A 17,796-nucleotide genomic window follows, 5' to 3' on the forward strand; every position below is an offset into this window, starting at 1 on the left:
TTTAATGATTCTGAGTGCTTGGATGCTTGGACTTCATTATACCATCAACAATTCGCGGATATCCTGTTCGGATAAGGTCGTCGATCCCCCGTCTCCCGGTTCGATTACTTCGGCAATCAAGTCCTTCTTCCGCTGCTGAAGTTCCAAAATCTTCTCTTCGATCGTACCTTCGGTAACCAGACGAATGACTTGCACCACTTGTTTCTGTCCCATGCGATGGGCACGGCCAATTGCCTGTTCTTCCACGGCAGGATTCCACCACAGATCATATAATATAACGGTATCTGCCCCTGTTAAGTTTAATCCGGTACCTCCAGCTTTCAGGGAGATTAAGAACAGTTCAGCTTCGCCCTCATTAAATCTGTGACACATCTCGACCCGGCTCTGAGCAGGGGTCTGACCATCGAGGTAAAATAGGTTTCTTCCCTGTGCCGCAAGGGTCTGACGAATCAGGTTCAACATGCTCGCAAATTGGGAGAAGATGAGAATTCGTTTCCCTGAAGCCAAACAATCCTCGACCGTTTCTAGCAACTGTTCCATTTTCCCGGAATCGCCTTGATATCCTTCAACAAAGAGGGCCGGGTGACAACACAACTGACGCAAGCGCGTGATACCAGCCAGAATTTTGATACGATTCTTCTGGAATCCGTTATCCTCCATGTCCTTCGCTGCTTCATCCTGAAGCTGGGAAAGGTATGCGGCATACAATTTCTTCTGTTCAACCGTAAGCTCTGACCGCTGTACCGTTTCAATTCGATCAGGCAATTCTTCCAACACATCCTTCTTCAAACGGCGCAGAATAAACGGACGTACCATCCGCGAGATCCGTTCCGGAGGAAGGTCGCGGAATCTTCTGTAACTTGGAAATAACCCAGGGAATACCGCTTCAAAAATGGACCACAATTCATCCAGCGAGTTCTCCACAGGTGTACCTGTGAGTGCAAAACGGCGCGGGGCCTGAATTTGTTTCACTGCCTGCGCTGTCTGGGAAGAAGCATTTTTGATTGCCTGAGCTTCATCCAAAATGAGCGTATGGAAGGTTCGGCCGAGATAGGTGTCCAAATCCCGTCGCAAGAGAGGATACGACGTCACAATTACATCTGCCTCATCCATGCCTGAAAGCATGCTGGCTCGTTCTTCTTTCTGACCTGCGGCAATCAGTACGTTCAGATGCGGGGCGAACCGCGCAAACTCATTGGCCCAGTTATAGGTTAGCGAGGCAGGCGCCACGACAAGTACCGGAGGGTGAATGACCCTCGTTCGGATCGTCAGTCCATCCTGCTGCATCGTGGACCATAGGCCATCCCTATTCTCTGAGGCCATCTTTTCCAATGGGAGACCAGTTTCGGGGTCGATGTCGGAAGTCGTTAACGTTTCACCGCCCCGTAATGATCCGCTCTCCTGGTATTTATCAACGCCCGTATTGTCCATATTGTAGTCGGGCTTCTCCTGAAGAACCGCTGTGATATACGCGATGCTTTGCAACGTTTTACCAAGTCCCATATCATCCGCCAGAATGCCGCCAAAACGATAATAAGCGAGGGTACGCAGCCACTGGTATCCGCTGTTCTGATAATCCCGTAGGATGGGGGTCAGTGATCCCGGCAATGCAAAATCCATCCGTTCGGGATCTCTGAGATCATCGAGGAAACGTTTCAGAGAACCTCCCCACTTCACATGACCGGAGACTTCATCCCTGCCCGGCAATTGTAACGCCCGAACAGCTGGCAGCCGGATATGGCTGCTCTTGATGTCATCTGCTCCCAGCCCAAGTGAATCGGCCATGTAAGCGAAGCTATCTGCACCTTCATTTTCAAGCGAGAGAAAGACACCGCTCTTGAGACGGAAATACGGTTTCTTTTCCACAATGCGACGCATGAGTTCCTGAAGCTCCTGCTCGTCCACACCTTCCATCTCAAATGAAATCTCCAGCCAGTCCAATCCTCTTCCCAAATCTGCTCGTACTTTCGGCGGTGTGGGATAGGATTGCACCATCGCCTTCACGGCGTTTGGCATATAGACTTCTACCTGTTTCTCAAGCTCAGGCAACAGATGATACATGACATCATAGATGGCATCTTCCCGTTCACTCGCCCAGACACTACCATCACGTTCCAGGAAAGAACGATCGAGCCGTTCAATCAGATTCCGCTCTTTGTATCGATCACGCACCAAAATAACCTTTTTCTCTTCTTCATCTATTAAATACTCTGCAAGCGGATTAATAACCATGACCTCATAGTCGAATTCCAGACGCGCTGTAATACGCTCACGATAGAAGTCGATGTACAACTTGGGTGAGAGTTCCGGTTCCGCGATCTGTTCACGTACCTGTGAATCAATGGACAGATGTCCAAGCGTACGCAGTTCTGGCACGACATGCTGCACGAATTCATCCACCTGCTGGGTCGAAATATCGATGCTTTCCTTGATTCCATATGAAGTGAGAGCCCCACTCAAGTCCTCCAGACTTCGCATCTGCATCGGCTCCAACATATGCAACTGTCCTTCCACCACGGCGGCATCATAAGCAGGAAGAAGAATCAGCTCACGCAGTCCCGAAATTTCAAGCTGATATCCTTCATTCGCTCCCTGGGCGATCCGGTAAAATAAAGGAAGTACCCCCTCACCCAGTGTGAGTGGTCCATTGGCAAATCCCGTGCCCTCCATCCGGCTGTCAGCCTGTAGTAGCAATTCCAGCAATGGCTTCCATACGAGCGGAGCGATCAATATATCCCGTCCGTCCGAAGCTCCCAGATAACCGGAGATGGATTGGCGATAGGCCTCCTCACTCTGTCTCATTCGAATAAGCATCGAGAGAATGGCCTGATCCTGCGGAGCGAACACATGCATCAATGGATCATAGTGAAACAGCTTGGTAAATGACATGGGCTCGCCCTTTTCGATGCAGTTCAGGAATTGTTTCACTTTCTGCACCACATACAGACGTTTGTTACCCACTTTCAGTTCAAGGGCAAGTTTCCCACCACCCTTGTGAACCTGTGTCAGCTTACATATAAACTGAACCTGCAATTCTTCCCGCAGGGAGGAACGGCTGACAGGGGCAGTGTATTTACGATCATTTCCATGCAGCGGTCTCCGATCCTTGGCAAACATGGACAGAATCTGATCCGCCGTACGGTAAGAAGGTTTATCTGCCGAGCGGCCCCACCCCGAAGCTGAGCTTGGCCGACCTGCTTGGGCAAAGTGAACGGGCGGACGCTCTGGGGCATCATTCAGTTGCTTTCGTTGTGAAGGGGACTGCGGTCGCTCCCACATGCTCTCTTCGACCAACGTCCCAACCCTGGACTTGGAACCTGAACTGGAACTGGTATTGGCTCCTTGGCCTGGAGCAGGTTGAGGAGGCTTCCCCGAAGCAATCGTGGCATTACGCTCCTGCTGCTCACCCCATTCGTGAATAGCCAACAGGACAGCAGCGACATGTTTGCAATAGTCATAATGCCTACCGTCACCCGGACAACTGCAGCCTGCCACAACCTCACCCGTTCCATCTATATCCACGGTCACCTGATAACGCTCCGATCCACGTACCTGAGCTTCATAATGAAGCTGATCCTCACCGACCACCAGATTGGTCACCCTGCCAGATTGGTTATAGTCTTCTCCGCGCTTGAATGCCGTGACCCCGCACAGCAATTTGATATCCATAATTGTGAATGGCGCCACGCTTCTTCGCCTCCTGTATCATGATGTAAAAAAACCCCAAGAGCTCCTTGAAGCAGAGTTTGGGGTTCCTTCATGCTTGTAACTGTTGTTGTACCATAAAACTGTTTATTTCACCAATTGACCACGTGTAACGCCCAGTTGGTTCGTTGCTTTAAGTGTTTTCCACACTTGTGTACCACTGATCTCGCCGCGCAGTGCACGGTTATACAGATCAATTACTTCACGTACCTGCTCAGGTGTCTCTTCCAGGAACTCCACACGGTAACGGGATACACCCAGATCCATAAAGTTGGTCAGATACTCGGCACCTGACTGTTCCACTGCGTTGTATACCGTATTACGGCAACCTTCATCCACACGTACCGGGTGGGACATACCGATCCGGTCTTGCAGGGATGCACGCTGTTCCTCACAAGGACGGCCACAGTTCGTAAAGTCCGTTCCTTCACTCATAAACGTACAATACACACAGTGCTCGGTGTGGAACATCGGCAGATGCTGATGGATAACCACTTCGGTCTGACTTGTACGGGAGTGACCCAGCAAATCAACCATTTGTTGAATGTTCAGGTCATAGGATGGCGTAATCCAGTCACATCCGGCTTCCAGGAACAATTCTACTGCTTTGTGATTGGCGATGTTCAATGAGAAGTCGCCGATCAATTCCGGGTGCTTCGCATCCGGGTTTTCCATCCGGTGACGCAGGTAGAAGTACAGTGCGCCTGTATTACGTACCAATACCGCATCCGGCTTCAGACGCAAGATGTTGTTGTGATATCCGTTCTCCCCAGGCATGTGAATACGCGGTGTTGCCAGCGCGATCTTGCGACCAGCGGCATGCGCAGCTTCTACGGCTGCCGGGAACTGTTTGATAAACTCGAAGTCGGCATAGATCATACCTATTCCTGCTCCAATCGCTGCCTCCACTTGTGGCAGGCTACGGCAGAGTGCGGTCAGTTCTGCTTGACCACGAGCGACTGGTGATGCCGGTTTAACCGAATCGCCGTACACATCTACCGCGCGTTTCACGTAGACGGGCGGTTTAGGACGCTCACCCGCGAGTTGTTCTACCGCCTGACGACGAATGTTATTCAACTCACGCATCGGGATGATAACGTCACCGTGCAGATTGACGTCCATTCCTTCCAACTGGAACACAGTGCCTCCCAGACGACCGAACTGCTCTTCGAGCAATTCATGTGTCATTGGACGCTTCTGGGCGATGTCCAGTTCCATCTCGGAATCAATACGGACGGTCGTGCCTTTCTGCACGTCTGTCCACCATGTGCTAAGCGGCTGCCCCGGGCTGCCGATGACCTTCACCTTCACTGGGAATACACGGTACGGCTTCTCGGTCTCGAAGCTTTGACGCAGACGTTTGTCCAGCGCCGGGTCATTCGTTTTCCACACTTTGTCGCCAACTTTCACGCGTCGCAGATCCACGTCACTGCGGCCTGGCACGACATCAACGATCCAACCCTCTTCGGCTTCGCCTTCGAGTTTTACACCTTTGCGACGTACATCGTATACACGTCCGCCCTCTTCCTTCTGAGTCGGGTCTCCGGCGTCAAATACGATCCCATCTCCACGTTTCACGGGTGCATCCAGCTTGAGGACCACACCATCGCGCAACACTTGATCCACACGACCGAGGTAGACACCACGGCTTTTCGGGAACGTTCCATCCACCAGTTCTTTGTTGTTTGTACCGCTGAGGAAACCATGCGTGAATCCACGGGAGAAGCTTTGCTGCAATTCGCGAACTTCTTCCTTGCTTGGCGGTGTGTTATCTCCATCAAAATAACGGTCAATCGCTTTACGATATTTGCTTACTACGTTTGCTACGTATTCCGGCGTTTTGAGACGTCCTTCAATTTTGAAAGAAGTTACTCCTGCTTCGATCAGTTCTGGCATCAGGTCAATCGCTGCCAGATCTTTCGGAGACAACAGATAGGCTACATCACCCATCGGTTTGTGTACCCCATCCACCATCAGGTCATATGGAAGACGACAAGCTTGTGCGCACTCCCCACGGTTCGCCGAACGTCCTCCCCACATTTCGGAAGTAAGACACTGCCCCGAGTAGGATACACACAGCGCACCATGAACAAATACTTCCATTGGAAGTTTTGCCTGCTCACCGATCTTCTGGATCTGCTTCAGGTTGTTCTCCCGTCCCAGAACGACACGTTCCATATCAAACGGCTTCGTAAACTCGACCGCTTCCGGAGACGTAATTGTCATCTGTGTTGAACCGTGAATCGGGAAATCCGGTGATATCTCGCGGATCATCTTCACCAAACCCAAATCCTGAACAATTACAGCGTCCACACCTGCATCGACACAAGCGTCAATCAGTTCTTTGGCATCCGTCAATTCATTTTCAAAAATCAATATATTAAAGGTCAAAAAACCTTTTACGCCATAACTGTGCAAAAACGCCATTATCTCCGGCAGCTCGTCCATACGGAAATTGTTCGCCCGTGCCCGTGCATTAAACTTTTCGACTCCGAAGAAAATTGCATCTGCGCCATTAGCTACCGCCGAACGCATACAATCCCAGTCACCAGCCGGTGCCAGAAGTTCAACGTCTTCTCTTCGTATTGTTGCTGTTTTCATGTAGATCCTCCCCATAACCGGCTATCCGCCGGATTTCATCCCTATATCCTTAAACGCCTGAACATACCAAGCCTAAGACTGCACCTTATCGGGTACACCTGCATTGTCACGGTATTACAATATCTATCTATTATGACTGTATTGCCTGAACTCCAAGCTTACAGTCATTCCTATTCATCAGAACAGCAGTCATAACTCCTGAACTAGTATAGTGTACCACTTCTGCACCGACTCTTCTACGTTTTCCTGAAAAAACCGTTTACCATTTTCATTTCCAGTACAACGAAAAAAACCGAAAGGTCTTTTGACCCTCCGGCTCCACTAATATTATTTAATAAAAGTAAATGAGTTCACTGCTTTTTCCAAGGCTGCCGCCTGAACTTCTGTCTTGTTGGCATCATTCAGCCCACTTGTGATCGTATAGGTTGTTCCGTCCTTTTCAAACACGATCTGACGACCCGCATATGGCACGCCTTTGTCCAGCTCATGATACGTAAAGGAAAATGCAGGCACACCCGCAAACGTCAGCTCTTCACTGCCAAGCAACTTGAAGTTCTTACGGGTTTTGGTGGCTTCGGCATAGGCTTCTCTCAATTGGCTGACCGTCATCTCGATCGACTTGTCTTCGCTCGCCGCAATGGAGAACTCTCCGCCAGTAAAGGTGTACACCACAGGTGAATATTCGAATCGATCACTATATGGCGTCCAGTAACGCGGAATATCTACACTGTATTTATAACGTTTGGACGTACGTGTAAGTGTCTTCGTTTTGTCTGTCAAATAAGGATCTTCATCCAGCTGACCGAAATTATCGGCAACCGTATCAAAATCAATCTCCACACTCTTCATAATCCGTTCGAACCATGCCCGATCTGCAACCTGCTCCTCAGGGAACGTATACTCTGCATAATACCGATACCCATTCTTCTGCAAAAGAACATCAAACTCGGTCTGCCAGCCCCCGCCAAAGTTATAACGGAATTCATTCACCTCGGCAGTCTCTCCCGAGATATCCATCGTGTATGAGCCAATTGGCTTGTAACTCTCTGGTGTAAATGTCTCACGCATCCACTTATCCAGTTGGCCGCTCCAGTCTTTTACCGTTGTACCTGCCTTCGCCGAAGTGACACGCCATTGCAGATACGCACCATCCTTGGCTTCATAGATCATCTGATTGTTATCCATCGACCAGCCGGCAGGTATCTTCAATTCAATACCATAGTCATCGTTCCATGCGGAGCGCATGCCGTTATCTACGGTGGACAGATCCTTGATCGTTCGATCCGATTCCGCATAGGTTGGCTGGAATGAATTGAGCAGCGCTGCACGTTTGCCCAGATCTTTATAATTCAGGGCTTCATAATCCGCCAGGTACACATCATATTGACGACCTTCGCTCAGATACTGACGCATCTCCCATAACATGCCGTCTACATCTTTCACGATAATCCGTGCATAAGGCGTTTTGCCTTTCGACACCGCTTCACGATCCAGCACCGTATCTCCCGATTGTTTGGCCTCCTGGACAAGTTGCTGCAACAAATCATCCGCATCCAGAGCCACATCCTGATCGCTGACATACACTTCAAGATAATAACTGTTGTCCGCAGCGCCAAAAGTCATCATGCGCTCCTGCTCACCGGTCTGGAAAACCATAAGGTCTGCCGGGTAGTTAATGGACCAACCGTAAAAACTGTTGCCGATTCTGGTTTTGCCTTCATCCGGATGAATGCCATCCTCATCATCCACCGAATCATCGGTTTGCAACAGACGAATGACCATTTCTCCGGAGCTGGTTGGAGCTAGCGTCGCCCCAATACCGGCAGCAACCGGACGAAGTGGAACCATAAGTACGCCATTCACCATCTTGGGAGCGATACCCATCTCATGTTTTACACCATCCACCCAGGCAATTGAACTGCCAATCGTTAGAGTCACAGTGTGCGGGCCTTCCTTGATTTTGACAACATCATTTTTCTCCAGCCGGATTTCACTGCCAAATGCTTTCTTGAATACACCGACAGGTACCATCGTTACACCCTTGAACTTGTAAGGTTTGGCTATGGCCTGCTTATCGCCGTTAATGTAGGCGCTCGTGCTACCCGCTTTGACACGCAGTTCACTTGTCGTCAGATCAGATGCCCATACAGGCAGTGCCGCGCCAATGGTCAGCATCCCGGTTAATACACCTGTGCTTAGCACACGTATCCATGACTTTTTCATTCCGTTCTTTCGTCCTCTCTCCATCCGGGCTGATCGCCGGGCTTTATTGTTCTTCATCTGCAAGGAACGCCTCATCTTCCTCGTCTACGATGTCTGCGCGATCAGCAAGCACCAACGTACGGGTGACGATATCGCCATCCGATTGCATCAACAGCTTTACCTTTTGCCCAGGCAGATACTTTTTGAGCAACTCATTGATATCCACTACTGAAGAGACACGTGTGCCCGCGACACTGTAAAGGACATCGCCCTCTTTGATTTTGGCTTTCTTGGCTTCTGGAGACAATACGCCCGTAATCGTTAATGGATCATCTGTAGGCAGGCCCACAATCGCAGACCAACTTTCCTCCAGCTGCAGCCCCAGACTTGCACGTTTTATTTTGCCATATTTAAAAAACTGATCGATGATATATTGAACGGTATCCACGGGAATCGAAAACCCCAAACTCTCTACGCCGACCGCAGAAAATTTCATCGAGTTGATACCAACCACTTCACCCTTCAGGTTAACCAGCGGTCCTCCGCTATTTCCAGGGTTAATGGCCGTGTCGGTCTGAATCAACCGGTAGGTCGCCTCAACACCACGATTCAAGCCGCTAATTACCCCTACCGTTGCCGAGTTGCGCAAAGAAAAGGAAATCGGCGTACCCAAGGCAATCACTGTTTCTCCAACAGTGGTTTGTGAAGCTTTGGCAAAGCTCGCCGGTTTGAGTGATTTGGCATTGATTTTGATTAGCGCCAGATCACTGAGTGCATCACTGTATATTTTCGTAATTTTGTATGTATTGCCATCCGTCGTTACGACAACCGGATTCGTTAATCCGTCGACCACATGTGCATTCGTTACAATCCATCCATTGGACCGGATAATGACACCTGTACCATGTGCAAGATTATAACGGTCGTCTGATGTTGCACCGTCCTGCACTTCGGTAGATTTCCCAATAATGCCTACGACCGAAGGAGATACCTTTTCGATCACTTTGGGAATGGCTTCACTTCCCTTGTACGTGTACGTTCCTGATTTGGCATCATATTGTCCACTTCCACCAACTGCCTTGAGCAGATCCTTGGTGTTCACATAGACTTGACCGTCTACCACTTTCGCTTGCATCGCCGCTTTGGATTCAGCTGCACCGGCCGTTGCCGCTACACTAATCGAGAGTACAGCAGCCATCAGTATGGCTATCCCCTTTTTACCCAACACGCTCATATTCTCACCTGACCCTCTCTATACATCCTTCTTGCGCGACTCGACATCGGATTCATCGCTGAATCTATTCTCTTTTTCTCTCATCTGCAATTCCGGTATCCCTCAATGTATCATACAGAATCTGGATATACAATTGTTTTAAGTCCTATTTTAGTAGAGAAGATAGAATCTTGTTCAATCGCTCCATATAAACGAAAAAAAACACCCTCCATGTCTCTCGTGGAAAGTGTTCATCTGTAACTCTTTTGGCTTAAATCCCATTCACTTCATTGGCATTCCTACTGAGCAAACCAACCCGTTATCATCGCATAGTCTGTCATCAGAAATACCAGTAGGCTGACTACTGCAAATCCGATCGCAAACAGATTTTTCTTCGGTGCCCGAAGAAGCCGAACAACTCCGATGAAAATCAGGATCGTAAATAAGATGACAAAAATATCAAATGCATTAAAATTCGATGTACTCGCCGTGGCAGCTTCTGCAAACAGCATGGATAGACAGACCTCCTTACCATAGTTGAACAGCTAACGCATACCCTAATATCTTCCTCTATGTTATCTGTACCCTGCTTGTAATGCAAGCCCTATCATCCATAAAAATGAAAAAAAGCCAATTTGGCCGAATATTCCTGTAATGCTCGTCGCAATGCATATGTAAACACTTTCACGAAATAACCTTAGTCCGAGGGAACACTGTGCATAATTCATAATGAAAAGCCCTTCTTCTCGGAAGCAGAGCACATCAGATCGTAATCCAACGTCTTTACCTTTTCGAAAAGAAGGGCCAATACTGCCACTTCATATTGATATAACTACTGGTTAGAAGACCTTAGTCTACTAATTGCAGTGCCTTGCTCCGCTCGGTATCCCGCTCCAGAACCGGTTTCAAGTACTTGCCAGTATAGGAAGCTTCCACTTTGATGATATCCTCAGGTGTTCCAGTTGCAACAATGGTACCTCCACCGCTACCACCTTCTGGACCCAGATCAACAACATAGTCTGCCGTTTTGATCACATCCAGGTTATGCTCAATCACCAGCACTGATTCCCCGGAATCAACCAGACGGTGTAATACGTTCAGCAAACGGTCGATATCATCGACATGCAAACCGGTAGTCGGCTCATCGAGGATGTAGATGGTTTTCCCTGTACTGCGGCGATACAGCTCGGAAGCGAGCTTCACACGCTGGGCTTCACCACCAGACAATGTGGTTGCAGGTTGTCCCAGATTGATATAACCCAATCCCACATCCATCAGCGTCTGCATTTTGCGATGGATCTTCGGAATGTTCTCGAAGAATTGGGTTGCATCTTCAACCGTCATTTCCAGCACATCGGAAATATTTCTGTTTTTATATTTCACTTCAAGTGTTTCCCGGTTGTATCGTTTGCCTTTGCAGACTTCACAAGGGACATAAACGTCCGGCAAGAAGTGCATCTCGATTTTGATAATACCGTCTCCACGGCAGGCTTCACAACGTCCACCTTTGATATTAAAGCTGAATCGGCCTTTCTTGTATCCACGTACCTTGGCTTCGTTCGTCTGAGCAAACAGATCCCGGATATCATCAAAGACACCTGTATACGTAGCCGGGTTGGAACGTGGTGTCCGCCCGATTGGTGACTGGTCAATATCGATAACTTTATCGATATGCTCCAGACCACGAATCTCTTTATGTTGACCCGGGCGCACCCGAGCACGGTTCAGATCACGTGCCAGCGTTTTGTAGAGGATCTCATTGATCAATGTGGATTTACCTGAGCCAGACACACCCGTTACCGCAGTAAATACACCTACAGGAATCTTCACATTCAGATTCTTCAGGTTATTTTCTTTGGCTCCGCGTACTTCCAGCCAGCGGTCTCCTACACTTCTACGTTCTGCACGAATAGGAATGAATTTGCGACCACTCAGATATTGACCGGTTAATGAGTTCTCATCGTTCATGATCTCCTCCGGTGTACCCTGTGACATAATGGTACCTCCGTGGATACCTGCACCCGGGCCAATATCAATAATATAGTCGGCAGCCATCATCGTGTCCTCATCATGTTCAACCACGATCAATGTGTTACCAATATCCCGCATATGCGCAAGGGTTGAAATCAGACGGTCATTATCCCGTTGATGCAAGCCAATACTTGGCTCATCGAGAATATACAGCACACCCATCAGGCTGGAACCAATCTGTGTGGCCAGTCTGATTCGCTGAGCTTCCCCACCGGACAATGTTCCGGCAGCACGACTCAGTGTAAGATAATCCAGACCAACATTCACCAGGAAGCCGAGACGACTGTTGATTTCTTTCAGAATAAGCTTGGCAATCGTCTGCTCTTTCTCCGACAATTCCAATGAATCGAAGAATCGGCCAGCTTCACCAATGGACAAACTAGTCACATACGCCATGTTGTGATCATTAATCGTAACTGCGAGACTTTCCCGTTTCAGACGCTGACCTTTACATGTACCACAAGGCTTCGCACTCATGTAACCCTCAATAAACTCACGGATGCCTTCAGATGCTGTATCCCGGTAACGACGCTCCAGATTATTCACAATACCTTCAAAGGTAACCAGTGCTTCCTTCCGTTGTCCAAAATCATTCTCATACCGGAAACGGATTTTCTCCGTACCTGTACCCTGTAACAACTTGTTCATCTGCTCAGCTGGCAGATCTTCGACAGGTACATTTTGCGGAATGTTGAAGTGCTCACATACTGACTTCAGGAACTGAGGATAATAGGTGGATGTGCCACCTGTCCAAGCATCAAAAGCTCCATCTTCGATGGTCTTAGTCCGATCCGGTACGAGAAGATCAGGGTCAACAATCATTTTGACACCCAACCCATCACAATCCGGGCAAGCCCCGAAAGGGCTGTTAAATGAGAACATCCGTGGTGCCAGCTCTTCAATACTGAATCCGCACACCGGGCAGGCAAAGTTGGAACTAAAGCGCAGCTCTTCTTCGCCCATAATGTCCACCAGGAGTTGTCCACCGGACAAATTAAGTGCCGTTTCAATGGAGTCCGCCAGACGCGCCTGTACATCATCCTTAACAACGATCCGGTCAACGACCACTTCAATCGTATGCTTTTTATTTTTCTCCAATTGAATATCTTCTGAGAGGTCACGCAGTTCCCCGTTCACCCGTACACGGACAAAGCCCTGCTTGGACACATCGGCAAATACACTTTTGTGCTCACCCTTACGACCAGAGATAATGGGTGCCAATATTTGTAGCCGGGTACGCTCCGGGTATTGCATAATGCGGTCAACCATTTGTTCTACGGTTTGGGAACTGATCTCTACGCCGTGGTCTGGGCAATGCGGATGACCCACACGTGCAAATAATAGACGCAGGTAATCATAAATTTCGGTCACGGTTCCTACTGTGGAACGCGGGTTACGGCTTGTTGTTTTCTGATCTATTGAAATGGCAGGAGATAATCCTTCGATGGAATCCACATCCGGTTTCTCCATCTGTCCCAGAAACTGCCGTGCGTAAGCTGACAATGATTCTACATAACGCCGCTGTCCTTCGGCATAGATGGTGTCAAAAGCCAGCGAGGACTTGCCTGAGCCACTCAGGCCGGTCAATACAACAAAGCGGTCACGCGGGATGGTAATGTCGATATTTTTCAGGTTATGCGCTCGTGCGCCTTTAATGACAATGTTATCGCTCGCCAATAGTATTCATCCTCTCAAATTTACTAATCCAACCTTTTAAAAGGCTTTTCGATCCCTCCCAAACCCTCCCTTCCAAGGGAGGGCCCCAGAGGGCGCAGCCCTCTGGACACCCGAAACAAGCGGTGCAACCGTGAGGGGTCGGGTCTTGCTATGTGAAGGGTTGTCGTGTGCCCGCGGCTCCGTATAAGGTTCCGGCTCATTGCCGGAACCTTATACGGCCGCTCTACTGCGAGGGTGCGCTCTCGGCTTCGCCACGTTCGCGACAGGGTCGCCATTGCCTTTGGCTCGGCTCCGAGGTCAACACTGGGGCACTCTCGACTCCCAATTGCTTTCCTATAAACCTTTTAACCAATTTCAACATTTCTATCAGTATAGACCTGAATTCAAGATTTCAACATCTCTTATTATCGGTAGATATCAACGATTTCCTTACTCAACAAGAGAACGGCCAATTGGCCGTTCTCTTGTTACAGATCCATCTTTACCGGAGCATATGAATGAGCTGTATCTTATTCAGCGCGAAGTTCCAGCAACGCATCGCGAAGCTCGGCAGCACGCTCAAACTGCAGGTTTTTGGCTGCATCTTTCATCTCTACCTCTAGGCGCTGAATAAGCGCCTGGCGATCTTTCTTCGACATCTTCTCGGCTGCGCCTGTGAGATAGTCTTTCTTGGATTCGGCAACTTTGGTTGCCTCTATTACATCACGCACTTTTTTACGAATCGTCTGTGGTGTAATTCCATGTTTCTCGTTGTACTCGATCTGGATTGCACGACGACGCTCTGTTTCCTTTATTGCTTTATCCATCGAATCCGTTACTTTGTCACCGTATAGAATAACACGACCCTCGCTGTTCCGTGCCGCACGACCAATCGTTTGGATCAGTGAGCGTTCGGAACGCAGGAATCCTTCCTTATCAGCATCCAATATAGCGACGAGGGATACTTCGGGCAGATCGAGACCTTCCCGGAGCAAGTTGATTCCGATTAGGACATGGAAAACACCCAATCTTAAATCACGTAAAATCGCCATCCGTTCCAACGTCTTGATCTCAGAGTGCAGATAACGAACTTTGATTCCAACTTCCTTCAGATAATCCGTCAGGTCCTCGGACATCTTCTTCGTTAATGTTGTAATCAACACACGCTCGTCTTTGGCAATCCGGTCGTTAATCTCACCAATCAAGTCATCGATCTGCCCCTTTGTTGGACGCAGTTCAATGATTGGATCAAGCAGTCCGGTTGGACGGATAATCTGTTGCACCATCGTATCGGTATGCTCGATCTCATACGGGCCTGGTGTAGCCGATACATAGATGATCTGATCCATCTTGCCTTCGAACTCATCGAATTTGAGTGGACGATTATCCAGCGCTGACGGCAGACGGAAACCATGCTCAACCAATACCGTCTTCCGCGCCTGGTCACCATTGTACATCGCACGGATCTGTGGCAGAGTCACGTGAGACTCATCGACCACGATCAACATGTCATCCGGGAAGTAATCCATCAGTGTGTATGGGGTATCGCCGCGTTCGCGGAAAGTCAGCGGACCGGAATAGTTCTCAATCCCCGAACAGAATCCAACTTCCTTCATCATCTCGATATCATACCGTGTGCGCTGCTCCAGTCGCTGAGCCTCCAGCAGTTTCCCCTGTTCACGCAACACTTCAAGACGCTCCTCCAGTTCACGCTCAATGTTCACCAGCGCAACCTTCATTGTCTCTTCTTGCGTTACGAAGTGAGACGCCGGGAAGATGGCAATATGTTCACGTTCACCAATCAGTTCTCCGGTTAACACATCAATCTCCGTAATTTTCTCGATCTCATCACCAAACAATTCAACCCGAATTGCATGTTCACCCTTGGAAGCAGGGAAAATCTCAACAACATCCCCACGAACACGGAATGTACCCCGCACAAAGTTAATATCGTTCCGCTGATACTGGATCTCTACCAGTCGGGATAAAATCTGATTACGTGGTTTCTCCATACCTACCCGAAGTGACAGCAACATGCTTGAATACGAGTGCGGTGAACCCAAACCATAAATGCAGGAAACACTCGCTACAATGATGACGTCCCTGCGCTCAAACAACGAACTTGTCGCTGCGTGCCGCAGTTTGTCGATCTCTTCATTAATACTTGAATCCTTCTCGATATACGTATCGGAGGACGGGATATATGCTTCTGGCTGAAAATAATCGTAATAACTGACGAAATACTCAACCATGTTATTAGGAAAAAAATCTTTGAACTCACTTGCAAGCTGCGCTGCCAACGTTTTATTGTGTGCAATAATCAGCGTCGGACGTTGCAGTTGGGCTATCGTCTGGGCTATCGTAAACGTCTTACCCGTACCCGTTGCACCCAGCAGTGTCTGGTATCTCTTCCCCTCCTGAACACCCTTCACCAATTCTATAATGGCTGCAGGCTGATCACCTTGGGGAGAAAACTCTGACTCGATTTCGAACGTTTTGTCGCTCATTATAATATCGCTCATTGCCGTATCTCACCCTATCGTCTAAAATAATAGTCACTATATATTGTCGAAGTTCCCCGAATTTTCATATGGGAAAACTTATAGTAATAGGAATATTTGTTCCCGTTTAATTATACCTCGTTCGTTTTAGTGATGCAAACGTGAAATGAAGATAGGAGTGGGTTAATTTATGGATATTGCGACACTTATCGGTATTATTGCCGGAATTGCCGCAGTCATTAGCGGTTTTTTGTGGGAAGGCGGCCAATTGTCTGGTCTCCTGCAAAAAACGGCTGCTTTAATTGTATTCGGTGGAACGATTGCTGCTGTGGTTGCCAGTTTCCCGGCGCATCGCCTTCGTACGATTCCAGCTGCCCTGCGTATGGCTTTTGGACGTAACAATAATGATTCAGGCTTGTGGGTTGAAGAACTGGTGGAGATGTCTTCAATCGCACGCCGCTCAGGTGTACTTGCATTGGAACGCAAGGTTATGGATCATCCGCATCCATTTTTGCAAGACGGTATTCAGATGGTTGTTGATGGTACCGATCAGGATGTGGTTCGCCAGATCCTGGAGATGGAGATCGATTCTATTGAACAAAAACATGAGGGTTACGCCAAAATATTCGAATCTGCTGGTGGTTACGCCCCAACCATGGGCATCATCGGAACCGTGATGGGACTCATTCAGGTCCTTGGCAGTTTGACCGATCCCACAGGACTCGGACCTGCCATTGCTGTTGCCTTTACCGCAACCCTGTATGGGGTCGCCAGTGCCAATCTTATCTTTTTGCCCATTGCCTCCAAGATCAAATCCAGAGGTGCCGATGAAGTGCAGACCATGGAAATGCTTCTCGAAGGTGTACTTGCCATTCAGAACGGTGAGAATCCCCAGCTTGTACGCAAAAGACTGGAGTCCTTCACCCTCACGCATCGTCAGCATATACGCCCCCTAGCAAAGGAGGGATTGGATGAGTCGGCGCAGTAAACGGCGCGGAAAACGTGAAACTATCGATCATCGGGATCGCTGGATGATTACTTATGCCGATCTCATAACGCTGCTTTTGATCTTTTTTGTCATCATGTATGCCATGAGCAATCTGGATTCCGGTAAATATGACGTCGTTACTCAATCGTTACAAAATACATTTAATGCGTCCGACTCAGTCCTTGAGCTTGGTGAGGGACTCGGTGAGAAACCCGGTCAAACGATTACAGAGACTCCACCATCCGAGGTGCAGGGTGAAGATCCTTCAGATGGGGAAGGAAACCCTTCCGATTCCGGGACTGCAACACCAGATAATGACAACAAGCCCCTCACAGAACGGGAAGAACAGTTCAGATCACAGGAGCAGGAATTGCAAAATCTGTTCAATGTGATTACCCAATATATCGAGGATAATAAACTGGAAAATCAGATTTTTGTTGCGGACAAGCCACAGGGCCTATCCATTACACTTAGTGACCGCTTCCTGTTTGATCAGGGACAGGCCGCTCTAAAGGACGGTGCAGCACCAACGCTAAGTAAACTTGCCAGCCTGTTCCGTGATCTGAACACCGTTGTCAGCATTGAGGGTCACACCGATAATGTTCCTGTGGGAGCAAACTCCGCCTATACCGATAACTGGCAGCTTTCCGGGGAACGTGCACTGTCTGTATTACGATTTTTTCTGGATACAGAGAAACTTAACCCGGACGGATTCCAGTATGCCGGATATGCGGATACTCGCCCAACGGGTGACAACACCACTGCCGCAGGAAGACAAAAGAATCGTCGGGTTGAAATAACGGTCCTGCGTCAACTCCAACCTTAATCATCAATATCTCACATAATGCATCATTCCTTATGCAAAGAAAGCACGTTCTAACTGAATTCAATTCAGCAGA

9 protein-coding genes are annotated in these 17,796 nt (G+C 48.7%); 2 read left to right on the forward strand and 7 right to left on the reverse strand.

The genetic code is table 11. The features are described from left to right. Positions 1-36: 36 nt before the first annotated feature. The 7 genes from NST38_RS27280 to uvrB form a co-directional block, all read right to left on the reverse strand. Positions 37-3,687 (reverse strand): DEAD/DEAH box helicase, encoded by a 3,651-nt coding sequence (locus NST38_RS27280; protein WP_341344207.1) that lies wholly within the window; start codon positions 3,685-3,687, stop codon positions 37-39. Between the two features lie 105 nt (positions 3,688-3,792). Then, complete coding sequence (locus NST38_RS27285; RefSeq protein ID WP_341344208.1) at positions 3,793-6,306, reverse strand: U32 family peptidase; 2,514 nt, start codon at positions 6,304-6,306, stop codon at positions 3,793-3,795. A gap of 327 nt (positions 6,307-6,633) precedes the next feature. Beyond that, positions 6,634-8,529, reverse strand: coding sequence for a stalk domain-containing protein (locus NST38_RS27290; protein WP_341344209.1), 1,896 nt, complete (start codon positions 8,527-8,529; stop codon positions 6,634-6,636). Positions 8,530-8,572: 43 nt separating this feature from the next. Further along, on the reverse strand, positions 8,573-9,742 hold the full coding sequence (locus NST38_RS27295; RefSeq protein ID WP_036667713.1) for a S1C family serine protease: 1,170 nt from the start codon (positions 9,740-9,742) through the stop codon (positions 8,573-8,575). 278 nt (positions 9,743-10,020) lie between these two features. Next, positions 10,021-10,233, reverse strand: a complete 213-nt coding sequence (locus NST38_RS27300; RefSeq protein ID WP_017692026.1) for a hypothetical protein — start codon at positions 10,231-10,233, stop codon at positions 10,021-10,023. 337 nt (positions 10,234-10,570) lie between these two features. Next, the gene (uvrA, locus tag NST38_RS27305) at positions 10,571-13,429 is read right to left on the reverse strand and encodes an excinuclease ABC subunit UvrA (RefSeq protein ID WP_036667714.1); all 2,859 of its coding nucleotides are present in this window, start codon (positions 13,427-13,429) and stop codon (positions 10,571-10,573) included. 509 nt (positions 13,430-13,938) lie between these two features. After that, complete coding sequence (gene uvrB, locus NST38_RS27310) at positions 13,939-15,930, reverse strand: excinuclease ABC subunit UvrB (RefSeq protein WP_036612386.1); 1,992 nt, start codon at positions 15,928-15,930, stop codon at positions 13,939-13,941. Between the two features lie 169 nt (positions 15,931-16,099). Between uvrB and NST38_RS27315 the strand changes: the two genes are divergently transcribed. Together NST38_RS27315 and NST38_RS27320 are read left to right on the forward strand one after the other, a co-directional pair. Next, a complete protein-coding gene (locus tag NST38_RS27315; protein WP_036612388.1) occupies positions 16,100-16,897 on the forward strand; it encodes a flagellar motor protein in 798 nt (265 codons plus the stop codon). Then, positions 16,881-17,723 carry a flagellar motor protein MotB gene (locus tag NST38_RS27320; protein ID WP_341344210.1) on the forward strand — a complete coding sequence of 281 codons (843 nt, stop codon included), beginning with the start codon at positions 16,881-16,883 and terminating at the stop codon, positions 17,721-17,723. The genes NST38_RS27315 and NST38_RS27320 overlap by 17 nt, the downstream gene beginning before the upstream one ends. The last annotated feature ends 73 nt before the right edge of the window (positions 17,724-17,796 follow it).

Origin of the sequence: Paenibacillus sp. FSL H8-0104, assembly GCF_038050215.1 — a bacterium.
GTDB lineage: Bacteria > Bacillota > Bacilli > Paenibacillales > Paenibacillaceae > Paenibacillus > Paenibacillus amylolyticus.